Here is a 13,324-nt window from a genome sequence, read left to right as displayed (position 1 = left end):
GAAAAATCTTTTGAAAAACAAAATCATTGTTTTCCTATCTGTTTTATCATTTATTATTGGTGGTTTCTTCTTTAACACGAATACTTCAAGTGCTGAAACATCATCTACTGATTATGTTCCTAACCAATTAATCGTTAAGTTCAAACAAAATGCATCTTTAAGTAATGTGCAATCTTTTCATAAATCTGTCGGAGCTAATGTCTTATCTAAAGATGATAAGTTAGGTTTTGAAGTCGTACAATTTTCAAAAGGTACTGTAAAAGAAAAAATAAAGAGTTATAAAAATAATCCAGATGTGGAATATGCAGAACCAAATTATTACGTTCACGCCTTTTGGACTCCAAACGACCCATATTTTAATAATCAATATGGATTACAAAAGATTCAAGCTCCACAAGCTTGGGATAGCCAACGAAGTGATCCGGGTGTAAAAGTAGCTATTATTGATACAGGAGTTCAAGGCTCACACCCTGATCTGGCTTCGAAAGTAATTTACGGGCATGATTATGTTGATAACGACAATACATCTGATGATGGTAATGGTCATGGTACACATTGCGCTGGAATTACTGGAGCACTTACGAATAACAGCGTCGGAATTGCTGGTGTTGCCCCACAAACTTCAATTTATGCTGTCCGCGTATTAGATAATCAAGGAAGTGGTACTCTTGATGCTGTAGCGCAAGGTATTCGAGAAGCTGCTGATTCGGGTGCAAAAGTAATTAGTTTAAGTTTAGGAGCTCCAAATGGTGGTACTGCATTACAACAAGCCGTTCAATATGCATGGAATAAAGGCTCTGTTATAGTTGCAGCTGCTGGAAATGCTGGAAATACAAAAGCTAATTACCCTGCTTATTACAGCGAAGTAATTGCAGTTGGTTCTACAGATCAATCAGATAGAAAATCTTCATTCTCTACTTATGGTAGCTGGGTAGATGTTGCAGCACCAGGTTCAAATATATATTCAACATATAAAGGAAGCACGTATCAATCATTAAGTGGTACATCTATGGCAACACCTCATGTTGCAGGAGTCGCTGCTCTTTTAGCAAATCAAGGATATAGTAATACACAAATTCGCCAAATTATTGAGTCAACTTCTGATAAAATTAGTGGTACAGGTACGTACTGGAAAAACGGTAGAGTCAATGCATATAAGGCTGTACAATACGCTAAGCAATTACAAGAAAATAAAGCTTCTTAAGAAAACTTTAATCAGTCGATCTACCATGAATGCGGAATAAAATAGAAGGAGAGACTTCTATAATTAAAGCCTCTCCTTCTTACAAACTATATTACTCTCCCTGCTTTTTAACCATATGTAAATACAGTACAAAATCCATCATTGTCGACGAATGACCAAGTTGACGGATCATCGCTGTTATATTTCCTCTATGATATGTACCATGATTTACGACATGTTGCACTAATTCTAAAATCGAAGTTTCTAATTTCCCTACATATGGATTCTCAATAACAAATACAGCATTCACATCTTGTATTGTAATTAAAAAATCTTTATATTGATTTGCCATGTTTTCAAACATTTTTTCTAATTCATGTAACGATTTAGTTTCAATTTGTTTTCGTAAATCTTCTCGGTCTTGTATTGCTTCATTCATACTTTTACCATGCAATATATGTAACCACACTTGATCTGTAATATAAATATGCACAAAAGTATCCTTAATGGATGGAAATACACTCTGTATCTGCTCCTTAAAAATTGTCTCATAGTTTGGTAACTCTTTTAATCGATTGAATAATCTTGTATTAGCCCAAGCATGATAATCACACTGTTTTAATATATAATCTTTCAATTTATATTACCTCCTTATTGTATGAAACGAATGGTTTGTTTCTTCATTTCTGATTCTCTATCAGCCTTTGCAATCCCTTTTTCTTTCATTTCATGCTCATTTATCGTTTTATATTTTACATACGTATAAAATTCCGTTTGAAATGGAAATGGTGTAATCCGAATTGTTTCCTCGTCCACCCATTCAGCTTGAATAAGTTTCTCCTCTTTACCATTAAACATTTCTGTTCCTTCAAAACCATCTTTAAATAAATCAATTTCATCTTTCTTTTTGACACCAGGCTTATTCATACATACGTATAAAGAAAGTTCATCACAAAACTTTAATAATCTATAATGTTTATCGAACATCGCAAACTGTTCCTTTGTTAACGTTTTCAAGATTCTTTTTTGTCGTTCTAATTCATGTTTATAAAATGACATCATCTCTTCATCTTCCTCGTTTAGTGGAAATGATAAAAAATGTTTACTACAAAGTAATGCCCCGTATGGATTAGAATTTTCAATTTCATTCAAACCAATCGCATAAAAAACAAAACGTAATGGGCTTGGACAATCCATAAATGTATATGGAATATTTTTAGCATCATTCAAAATTGGTACTTTATCAAGCTCTATCCATCCTCTGTCATGCTCATATATTGCATCAACTGTTTCTTTTAAATATGTTTTACTTTCAAAAAAGTCTTCTTTTATATGTTTTGCAATCTCTCCAGCTAAAAAACCATGATCATGTTGACGAATTAATATACTTTCCTTCTCATTTTTTTCACGAAAAATCATTCATATATTCCCCCTCATCCTCATATTAAAGCTTTTTATATGCATCGATTCTTAATTAATCCCTAAATAATAGAAGGGATTCAGTCTCTTGCAACGAAATTAACATAATTATATAGTATTCTATCTAATCATAGTGATAGCTTTATCTTTACTATCTATTATACTAAAACATTCATTCCAAAAATTTTTTTATGAGGTGAAAACATGAACAAAACAGAATTAATTAAAAACGTAGCTCAATCAGCTGATATTTCTCAAAAGGACGCTTCTGCAGCTGTACAATCCGTATTTGACACAATTGCTAATGCATTACAATCTGGAGATAAAGTTCAACTAATCGGTTTTGGAACTTTTGAAGTGCGCGAAAGATCTGCTCGTACAGGACGTAATCCGCAAACTGGCGAAGAAATTCAAATCGCCGCTGGTAAAGTTCCTGCATTTAAAGCAGGTAAAGAATTAAAAGAAGCTGTTAAATAAACAAGAAACCAGCCATTTTATAGGCTGGTTTCTTGTTTTTATTTAAGCAATTGCTTTATATTCTCTGCATGATACACTTCACAAATATAAAATACACATTTGCATTTACTTACAATTTGATACTTTCTAGTTGGATACACATTCGCTGTAACAGAACATCCATCAAACAATTCAATAATATTTCCAGATGGCTGATATCCTTCATATAATACATTTCTTCTTACTTCCATCTTTTCTATAAGCTTTTCAACAGGAATATTTCCACTCTCTAATTCACTCTTTATTGCGTCCGGTAAAAACGAAGTGTCTGCAAAAATTAGATTTTCAGATAACACCTTGCCTTTATAACTAACATTAGATACACGGTAAAGAAATGTTCCATCTTTATCAAAGAAATTCTTTGCTTCTTTCGGAATGTACTGTCTACCAAGTGCCTCTTGTTCAAGAACATCAAACTGAACTGTATCATTTAAAAGCTTTTCTAAAGCATGAATGGATGATGTATCTCCAGAAAATAAAATATTTTTAATTACTTGTACGTTATAAGTGAATTCATTCTTTCTATTTTCCGCTACTAACATGAGGAACACCTCTTCTATAATTTTTTTATTTAAGATTTAAAAGTGCTGCCGCATCTAATTGCGTAATTTCAGTTACTTCCTTACTGAATATTGCAACAGAGGCCCTATAATCTAAACTAGGCTTTACATCTTCCATCATTGTATTATTTAATAACTCTTGTCTATCCTTAAAAACCAACAAGTTTGGAGGATCATTTGGAGCTGATACTGTAATATGTACTGGCGGAATCATTAGTCCTTCACCTGTCGCTTTCAGCACCGCTTCTTTTCGAGTCCAATATGTTAAAAATCCTTCTATTTTCTGTTCATTTGGCAGTTTCATAACTTGCGCTATTTCAATGTCTGTTAATACACCTTCTGCCATTTTCATAACATCTACATTTGGATTCATTTGTTCTACATCTATGCCAACAGGTGCAGATTTTGTAAAAGCAACGACAACCCACTCACCTGAATGCGAAACGGATAATTGCGGCATACCTTCTGGTAATTGTGGTCTTCCATGCTGCACTTTACATACTGAGCACATTCGATCGATTGGTACTTGGACTGGTGACATAGAAAGTATCTTACCGAGAACTAATCTACTTATTACGCAACCTATTATAAAACGAGCTCGATCTGCCGAATGATGATACGAATTTGCTTTCTCTCGCTCTATATCATTTAGTAAATTGTAATGCCATGATTGTAAATCCGAAATTCTTGCCCACCATATTTGACAATCATTCTCATTCAAAGTTGGAATAGAATCTACAACTTTACTTTCTATCATGTAAACTCTCCTTTATTCAACGAATATCAATTTTCATAAGAAAGCATGCGTATATTGTTATTCATTGACAAGTACTTTCTCTTTTTCTGATACAGATAATGTTTTTTCTTTCTTCTTTGACATTACCTCTTTATCCGAAATACGTAAAGAAAATAGTAGTGCTATGAGCAAAAATATTGCTGATCCAATTAATGCTGCTTGATATGGTAAAAAATCGGATTGAGCGTTATTACTTCCAAAATCAGCTAGTATACTAGCTAAAACAGCTACTCCTATTGCTGAACCTAATCGATTTTGCACATTGAATATAGTAGTAGCTCTCCCCATAGAAGGCGGCGTGATATTGTTAAAGGCAGAAAATTGAACCGCACCGACAGATTGACCTAAGAAAATACCGATACCAAACAATAATGCGCGGATTTGCCACGGATTCGTATCGTGATTTACAAAACTTAATAAAACAAAGATAACCACGGTACAAATTAATCCAATAGAAATTACCTTTCGCGCTCCTAATTTTTTATATGACCATGGCACAATTTGTGAAGAAATCATTAATCCAATCGCCTCTGGAAATGTCGTAAGTCCTGATTCCAGCGCGGAAACTCCTATCAAATTTTGATACATAAGTGGAAAAACAAATAACATTCCTAGTAAACCAGCTGATGAAAATAATGATATAAGACTCATCTTTCTAAACACTGGTTCTTTTAATAAACGTAAATCTAACATCGGTTGCTTTACTTTCAGTTCTACGATTATAAACAATGTAATGAATACCCCCCCAGCTATCCCAGTACTCATAATTTCTGGAGAAATCCACCCTTTTGATGGTCCCTGGCTGAGCGCATATATGAGCATCGCAAATCCTGGTGCTGATAAAATAAAGCCGAGCGAATCAAAGCGACCAGCTGATTTTTCAACATGCTCTGCTAAAAATAGAAGTCCAAATAGCAATGCAACGATTCCAAACGGTAGATTAATATAAAATGCCCAACGCCAAGACATTTGATCTACAAAGAAACCACCGATGATAGGACCAATTGCTGGTGCTACAGCAATTGGAAGTATAATGAACCGAGAAATCTTCGGTCTTTCCTCTGGTGAAAATGTTCGAAATAACATTGCCATTCCGACCGGCGTTAAAAGCCCTCCACCAGCACCTTGAATAATACGGAAAATATTCAATGAAGTAATATCGTTAGCCATTCCGCATAAAGCAGAGGCAATTGTAAATACGAAAAGAGCAATTAAAAATACTCTTTTCGTACCAAATCGATCTCCTAACCAACCAGAAATCGGAAGGAAAACAGCTAAACTAACTAAATACCCAACATTAACCGTCCCCATTGCAGATGCAGGTACTTGTAGTTCTCTACTTATCGTTTGCAGTGCTACATTTACAATCGTTGCGTCCATCGCAGCCATAAACATCGCAGTTATATAAACGATACTTACAACTACTTTTGGATTTAGTTTTTCTTTCATTATCGTTTTCCTGCTAATGTTTTTTCGCGAACTTGATTACTTTTTGGATTCAAATCTTTCCAGTTATATTCAACATATTCTAAGCAGCTCTGCCTACTAGCTTCTTCATATACGATATTCCAGCCAATAGGTACATCGAGAAAAGCAGGCCAGAGAGAATACTGGCCCTCCTCATTTATTAATACTTTATATGTGTAATTATCATTTTCAAATGGATTCGTCATACTCTACTTACCCCTTTCTTATTCTGCAAATATTTCGCTAATACTTGTCCAATTTCCGTAAGCGGACCTGGCTGACATAGATCTTTATGTCTACAATCAATATCGTGCTGCACAATTTGCCCGTCTAAATAATTTAGCCACGTATTTGGAGAAATAGGATCAAACCAGTCTGGTATAACAGTAGATCTAAAGAACAGGATATCTCCGTTATAAACTTTCGGTACATATTTCCCTAACAACCCTACTGAATTTACATATGTTTCTTTCAAGTTCAATATAGTCTCTTCTTCAAGACTTGCTAATGCACTTCCATCTTTACGAAGGATTTCAACTGCACTTTCCATTGTAAGTGGTTTACCATCCATGTTATCTGGGTCATATCCGCCTAAAGCAAGTAATGCAATTAACGCTTCCTCTTCAGTAGGCGCTTCCGTATTCGGTAAGAAGTGTCCAGGATAAGAGTCAAGCATAACGAGTAATTCTACTTCTTCCCCTTCATTTTGTAATTGCGCCGCCATTGCATGCACAACATTTCCTCCAAGCGACCAACCTAATAAACGATATGGTCCATGAGGCTGTACTTCACGAACGTGTTTCAAGTAATCCGCCGCCATCTCCTCTAAACTTTTTGGAAGTTCTTCATTTTTAGCAATACCACGTGCTTGCACACCATAAATTGGATAATCTGTTCCTAAAGATTTCATAAGTCCTGCATAGCACCAACTTAATCCACCTGCTGGATGTACACAAAATAGTGGTAATTGATCCCCGCTTGCTCGTAATGGAAGCAACACATCAAGTGCACTTTGACCATTCCCCATCTCAAGTCTTTCAGCTAACCCTGCAACAGTCGGTGCTGCAAATAAAGTACCAATGTTTAGTTCCACTCCAAGCGCCTCTTTCATGCGGCTCATAAGCTGCACTGCAAGGAGTGAATGACCACCAAGATCAAAGAATCCGTCATCAATTCCAATTTGAGGTACACTTAGCACTTCTGTAAACAAGTCACATAACATTTCTTCTTGCGGTGTTCTTGGACCACGACTAGAAGATGATGCGATAAATGCTGGAGCTGGCAATGCCTTTCTATCTAATTTACCGTTTGGAGTTAAAGGTAACTCATTTACTACTACAAAAGCGTATGGAACCATATAATCTGGTAAACTACCACTAGCAAACTGACGCATTTCATTCGTATCAATTGCTTCATTATTTGATGCAACGATATAAGAAACTAACCGTTTATCCCCTGGTTGATCTTCACGTACAATAACGGCTACTTGCTCAGCTTTAGGGTGCTTCATTATGACTGCTTCTATTTCTCCTAATTCAATTCGGAATCCACGAATTTTGATTTGATGATCTGCACGTCCTATATAATCTAGCGTCCCATCATTACGCCAGCGAGCTAAGTCTCCTGTACGATACATTCTTGTACCTGGCTTGCCAAATGGATCTGCGATAAAGCGTTCAGCCGTTAATCCTGCTCTTCCTAAATATCCACGCGCAAGTCCTGCACCTGCAACATACATTTCTCCAACTACTCCAGGTGGGACTGGTTGTAAATAGTTGTCTAACACATACACTTTAAGGTCAGGTATACTGCACCCAATTAAACTATTTGCCCGTAAAGAGACGATAGTTTCATCTAATTCAATATAACTAACATGTACTGTCGTCTCTGTAATACCATACATATTAATAAGCTTTGGTGCGTTATGAGGATGTCGACTATACCAATCTTCTAAGCGACTTAGCTCAAGTGCTTCTCCTCCAAAAACAACATATCGTAAAGATAATTTTTGGCCAATCTCTTCATTTTCACGATCTGCTTGCATCAATTGGTAGAACGCTGATGGAGTTTGGTTTAAAACCGTAACCTTTTCTTTAACAAGAAGCTGTAAAAATTCTTTCGGCGAGCGACTTACAGTATGTGGGACTACAACTAAACGCCCTCCGTATAATAAAGGTCCCCAAATTTCCCAAACCGAGAAATCAAAAGCATATGAATGGAACATCGTCCAAACATCGTTTCCGTCAAACTGGAACCAATGATCAGTTGCTCCTAAAAGTCTCACTACATTTTGATGAGGTATCATAACGCCTTTCGGTCTGCCCGTTGACCCTGACGTATAAATAACGTAAGCAATATGTGATGGAGATAATGGCTTAATTCGTTCCACTTCATCAATATTGTCTTCACTATATTTCTCAACCTCTGCTATTACTTTCACATCATCAACTAAAACTTTTAGTGCCTCATTACATTCAATTTCCACTTCTGAATTCGTTAAAACACATGATGGTTTCGCATCGTGTAGCATAAATGAAATACGGTCTGCTGGGTAATCTGGATCTAACGGAAGGTATCCAGCACCAGCTTTAAGAACAGCTAATAAGCTTACAACCATGTTTAATGATCTTGGCATCGCTAAAGCAACGAGTTGATCAGGACCAATCCCTTTTGCTATTAGGAATCGAGCTATTTTATTTGCTTTTCTATTTAACTCTTCATAAGTTAATTTCTTATCTTCAAAGACAACAGCAATAGAATTTGGATTTATATGAGCCTGCTTTTCAAACAATTGTGGCAATGTCATTTCTGGTGCAATTTGAAAACCACCATTCCACTTTTCTAACACTGTATTTTTCTCTGCTAAAGTTAATATTTCTAATCTGCCAATGGATTGATCTGGATTTGTAGTTGCATCATCTAATAACAAAATGAATCGTTCTATTAGTTTTTGAACCGTTTCACGTTTATATAAATCGGTACTAAACTCTAGTAATCCATGTAAACCGTTCGGAGTACCATCAACCCCGTTACTCTCACTAATTTCAAATGTTAAATCAAATTTTGCAGAACCAACGCTTTGAATTTCAAGGCTCGCTTCTAAATCTGGTACATGAAACGTTGCTTCTGGTGTATTTTGAACAGCTAACATAACTTGAAACAACGGATGGCTGTTTCGAGTACGTACTGGATTTAATACTTCAACAAGCCTTTCAAATGGAACATCTTGATTTTCATAAGCTGCAAGATTTACCTGCTTCACTCTATTTAATAATTCTTTAAAACTTGGATCTCCTGAAGTATTTGTACGTAACACTAATGTATTTACAAATAAACCAACAATATCTGAAAGTACATCATCATTTCTTCCAGCAATCGGACTTCCAATTGGTATATCAGTGCCTGCACCTAATCTTGTAAATAGTGCACTAAGCCCTGCTTGCAATACCATAAACAAACTAACTCCATTTTTACGTGCAAGCTCTACTAACCTACTATGCATACCTTCATCTATATGAAAATGAATTGTTTCCCCGCGGTAACTCGTCTCAATTGGACGCTGGAAATCTGTAGGTAACTCCATTTGGTCTGGTAAACCTTTAAGTTCTTCTTTCCAAAAATCTAATTGTGTTGAAATAAGACTCTCTTGTGTCGTTTCATCACCTAGCAATTGCTGTTGCCAAAGTGCATAATCTGCGTATTGAACTGGTAGTGTCTCCAGCTGAACTCTGTCACCTTGACTTCGCGCTTTATACGCCGCTGTAAAATCTCTCGTTAACGGCTGTAATGACCAGCCATCACCTACAATATGATGTAATAGAATTAATAATACATGTTCGTTTTCACTCATTGTAAAAAGTTGCAAACGAACTGCCGGCTCAAAATCGAGGTTAAAGCTATATCTTACCGCCTCTGAAAGTACACTTTCTAATTCATCTTTACATGTATTAGTTATAACCATTTCTAAATTTAAGTTTTCCATATCTAAAATTTTCTGATAGGAACTACCTAATACGTTAGGGAAAATTGTTCTAAGTGTTTCATGTTTCTCAACTACATCATAAAAAGCACCTTGTAATGCTTCCCGATTCAATATTCCATTCATACGAATGACTAGCGGAATATTATAAGTAGGACTTGGACCTTCTAAACAATTTAAGAACCATAACCTGCGCTGTGCAAATGAAAGTGGAACTTCATTTGGCCTACTTGCTTTCTGAATAGCTGGTCTTGCGCTTTTTGCATGGTTTAATTGTTTCGCCAGTTCGGCAACAGTTGGTGATTCAAATAGTTTCCCAATTCCTAATTCCACACTTAACGTTTCACGAATTCTTGCCATTAAACGAGATGCGAGAAGTGAATGTCCACCCATTTCAAAGAAATTATCATCAATGCCAATTCGAGAAACACCAAGTACTTCTGCAAATAAATCACATAATATTTCTTCTTTCGGATTTCTAGCAACTCTCTCATTGTTCATTCCATTAAAATCAGGAGCAGGTAATTTCTTTCTGTCAACCTTACCATTTGGCGTTAATGGTAATACTTCTAGCACAACAAATGTCGATGGTATCATATAATTCGCTAAACTTTCTGAAACATAAGAACGAATTTCTGAAAGATTAATCGGTTCCTTTTCTTCTGCAACGATATACGCAATGATGCGTTTATCATTTGCACGATCTTCTCGTACCATTACTACCGCTTGTTGAATATTTTCATGTCGTTGTAATACCGTTTCAATTTCAGCTAATTCAATTCGGAATCCACGAATTTTAATTTGATGATCTGCGCGACTAATGTACTCTAACGCACCATCACTACGCCATTTCACAAGATCTCCTGTACGGTACATGCGCTTCCCTGATTCTCCATAAGGATTTGCAACAAACCGTTCAGCTGTTAACTCAGGTTTTCCTAAATATCCGCTTGCAAGTCCTTCCCCTGCAATATATAATTCCCCAATAACTCCAGGTGGCACTGGTTGTAACCCTGCATCCAATACATACACTTCTGTATTGCAAATTGGTTTTCCAATAGGAGGTATGCCCTTTTCACCTTCATCAATGTTCATGAAAGTAGACCAAATCGTCGTTTCAGTTGGTCCATATAAATTAGTTATTGAGCAACCTAATTCTCGTAATTTATTTGCTAAATGCGCTGGAAGAGCTTCACCACCAACAAGTATGCTTAGCCCTTGTAGCTTCTCTGGATAATCAGTTACTAACGCCTGCCAAAGCGTCGGTGTAGCCTGCATAATGGTCACTCTTTCTTCATGTAAAAGTGTCGTTAATGCAGAAGGCTCTTGTATGTCTTCTTTTTGCGCAATTGTTAAACTTGCACCACTAATAAGAGGTAAATAAATTTCTAGTGCAGAAATATCAAATGCAAACGTTGTAACTGCTAATAAATGATCATTTTCATTTAATGAAAACTTTTGTTGCATAGCCATTAAAAAGTTACTTAAACCTCTCATAGGAACAATTACACCTTTTGGGTTTCCTGTTGAGCCTGAAGTATATATTGTATAGGCTGGGTTTAACAGTGATACATCATTCTTACATGCTATATTCATACGAGAATATGTATGTAACGCTAGTTTCGTTTCTTCGTCATCTAATACAATTTTTTTCATATCCTTTTCTATAACTAACTTAGATGAAACAGATGAATGTGTTATGATACAAACTGGTTTTGCATCATTTACTATATAAGTAACTCTATCTGCTGGGTATTCTGGATCTATTGGTAAATACGCTGCACCAGCCTTTAAGACTGCTAGCATACTAACTACCATTTCTATTGATCTAGGGAATACTAAAGCTACAAACTGATTTGGTCGTATTCCTTCTTCTACTAAATAATGTGCTAGTTCATTCGCTCGTTCATTTAGCTCTTTATACGTAAGGATTACACCGTCACAAGTAATCGCTAGTTTATTGGGATTTTTTTTCACTTGTTTTTCAAATGATATAGGCAGACTGATTAATTCATCGTCTTCCTTCGTTTCATTCCATTCCAATAAAACTTTATGATTTTCTTCAGGCAGAGTAATGTTTATTTTTCCAATCGACTCGTTTTTCTCATAATTATTTATTACTAATTCAAATAGATTCATAAATCTTTCTTTATGCAATGCTAGATCCGCGTTATTATATACTTCAGGATTTGCATCAAAATGAATCATTATCTCATTTTGATCAAAACGTTTATATACATTTATCGATAAATCATCGACAGGTCCTGCTGATAAGTTATGCGTAATACCACGATTTCCAGCAAAATTAAGCCCGTAATCAAAAGGCATAACATTCACTAACGGTCCAAACAACCTTTGATTTTCACCTAGTAACTTTAAATCTCTTCTTAATTCCTCATGACGGTATTTATAATGGCGACGTACATCTCGGATTTCTTTAGAAACTTGCTGCAATAATTCCGCAAGAGTTATATTTGGAGTTACTGTAATACGAAGTGGAACTAAATTCATTACCATACTTGGTGTATGAATAGATACAGAACCTAGACGTCCCATCATCGGTAAACCTAAAACAATATCATTTTCACCTGTTAATTTATGCATATAAATACTTGTTACAGCCACAATGAATTCCGGCCAACTTGTTAACGAAATATTGATATCTTCTAGTAAAGTTTTCGTGCTAGAACTAGATAAATAAGCTGTTTCTCGTGAAAATCCATTTGATGTTCTCGGTGCTCGTTCTGCCAAACTTACAACTTCTGGGGCATCTGCAAACTTTTCTAACCAAAAAGTACGATCTTCCTGAAATTGTTTAGACTCACGATACTCAATATCTTCTTGCACGACTTTTGCAAGAGAACCAAATGGTTTTTCATTCTTGTTTGTTTCTTCTATAAGTGATGTATACTCATTCGCTACTTTTTGGCTAAGAAGTGAAAATCCATAGCCATCCATCACAATGTGATGGATGCGCTGATACCAAAAGAAACGATTATTTTCAACTTGAATAAGTGCTTCAGTAAATAAAGTATCTTTTTTCAAATCGACTGGCATAGATAAATCATTTTTCATCCATACTTTAGCAGCTTCTTCAGGATTTTCTTCTTTACGAACGTCAATAAAATGCATATGAAACTGTGATTCTTCAATAACTTGCCATGGGCCAATTTCATCCTCTTCGAAGCGAACATGAAGTGCTTCTGTTTCCATTACAACTTTACGTACAGCTAATTCAAAAATGTCTTGATGAATATTTCCGTTTATTTCTACATATTCCCCAGTATTATAAATTGGATTAAGCGGATCTAATTGTTGCGCAAACCACATACCAGACTGCGCAGATGATAACGAATGACGAATCTTTTGACTGTTAGGCATTCTTTACTACCCCTTTATTATGT

General features: G+C 35.7%; 9 protein-coding genes. 2 read left to right on the top strand and 7 right to left on the bottom strand.

Features of this window, described 5'->3' with window-relative positions:
• Window positions 1–10 precede the first annotated feature (10 nt).
• Window positions 11–1,204, top strand: a complete 1,194-nt coding sequence (locus MHH55_RS05850; protein WP_000790938.1) for a S8 family peptidase — start codon at window positions 11–13, stop codon at window positions 1,202–1,204.
• 91 nt (window positions 1,205–1,295) lie between these two features.
• Here MHH55_RS05850 and MHH55_RS05845 read toward each other — a convergent pair whose 3' ends face one another.
• Window positions 1,296–1,820 carry a DinB family protein gene (locus tag MHH55_RS05845; protein ID WP_000656263.1) on the bottom strand — a complete coding sequence of 175 codons (525 nt, stop codon included), beginning with the start codon at window positions 1,818–1,820 and terminating at the stop codon, window positions 1,296–1,298.
• A 14-nt stretch (window positions 1,821–1,834) separates the two neighbouring features.
• Window positions 1,835–2,602 carry a DUF3891 family protein gene (locus tag MHH55_RS05840; RefSeq protein WP_078186901.1) on the bottom strand — a complete coding sequence of 256 codons (768 nt, stop codon included), beginning with the start codon at window positions 2,600–2,602 and terminating at the stop codon, window positions 1,835–1,837.
• Between the two features lie 204 nt (window positions 2,603–2,806).
• On the opposite strand from MHH55_RS05840, the gene MHH55_RS05835 reads away from it, so the two are divergent.
• Window positions 2,807–3,079, top strand: a complete 273-nt coding sequence (locus MHH55_RS05835; protein WP_001043905.1) for an HU family DNA-binding protein — start codon at window positions 2,807–2,809, stop codon at window positions 3,077–3,079.
• A 38-nt stretch (window positions 3,080–3,117) separates the two neighbouring features.
• Here MHH55_RS05835 and MHH55_RS05830 read toward each other — a convergent pair whose 3' ends face one another.
• From MHH55_RS05830 to MHH55_RS05810, 5 genes are read right to left on the bottom strand one after another with little or no spacing between them, the layout of a single operon-like run.
• Window positions 3,118–3,660, bottom strand: a complete 543-nt coding sequence (locus MHH55_RS05830; protein WP_078186900.1) for a cold-shock protein — start codon at window positions 3,658–3,660, stop codon at window positions 3,118–3,120.
• Window positions 3,661–3,685: 25 nt separating this feature from the next.
• Entirely contained in the window at window positions 3,686–4,435 is a 750-nt protein-coding gene (gene sfp / locus MHH55_RS05825) for a 4'-phosphopantetheinyl transferase Sfp (protein WP_000573004.1), read from the bottom strand.
• Between the two features lie 57 nt (window positions 4,436–4,492).
• Complete coding sequence (locus tag MHH55_RS05820) at window positions 4,493–5,923, bottom strand: MDR family MFS transporter (RefSeq protein WP_078186899.1); 1,431 nt, start codon at window positions 5,921–5,923, stop codon at window positions 4,493–4,495.
• Complete coding sequence (locus tag MHH55_RS05815; protein WP_000184055.1) at window positions 5,923–6,147, bottom strand: MbtH family protein; 225 nt, start codon at window positions 6,145–6,147, stop codon at window positions 5,923–5,925. Before MHH55_RS05815 ends, MHH55_RS05820 begins: the two co-directional genes overlap by 1 nt.
• The gene (locus tag MHH55_RS05810) at window positions 6,144–13,301 is read right to left on the bottom strand and encodes an amino acid adenylation domain-containing protein (RefSeq protein WP_078186898.1); all 7,158 of its coding nucleotides are present in this window, start codon (window positions 13,299–13,301) and stop codon (window positions 6,144–6,146) included. The genes MHH55_RS05815 and MHH55_RS05810 overlap by 4 nt, the downstream gene beginning before the upstream one ends.
• Window positions 13,302–13,324: the final 23 nt, after the last annotated feature.

This window comes from Bacillus sp. FSL K6-2944 (assembly GCF_038005385.1).
GTDB lineage: Bacteria > Bacillota > Bacilli > Bacillales > Bacillaceae_G > Bacillus_A > Bacillus_A cereus.
This window is presented reverse-complemented; position numbering and strand designations above follow the sequence as displayed.

Excerpts from the sequence above, each read along its gene's own strand:
- sfp (WP_000573004.1), bottom strand. The coding sequence starts at position 4,435 with ATGATAGAAAGTAAAGTTGTAGATTCTATTCCAACTTTGAATGAGAAT.
- MHH55_RS05830 (WP_078186900.1), bottom strand. The coding sequence starts at position 3,660 with ATGTTAGTAGCGGAAAATAGAAAGAATGAATTCACTTATAACGTACAA.
- MHH55_RS05835 (WP_001043905.1), top strand. The coding sequence starts at position 2,807 with ATGAACAAAACAGAATTAATTAAAAACGTAGCTCAATCAGCTGATATT.
- MHH55_RS05815 (WP_000184055.1), bottom strand. The coding sequence starts at position 6,147 with ATGACGAATCCATTTGAAAATGATAATTACACATATAAAGTATTAATA.
- MHH55_RS05820 (WP_078186899.1), bottom strand. The coding sequence starts at position 5,923 with ATGAAAGAAAAACTAAATCCAAAAGTAGTTGTAAGTATCGTTTATATA.
- MHH55_RS05810 (WP_078186898.1), bottom strand. The coding sequence starts at position 13,301 with ATGCCTAACAGTCAAAAGATTCGTCATTCGTTATCATCTGCGCAGTCT.
- MHH55_RS05840 (WP_078186901.1), bottom strand. The coding sequence starts at position 2,602 with ATGATTTTTCGTGAAAAAAATGAGAAGGAAAGTATATTAATTCGTCAA.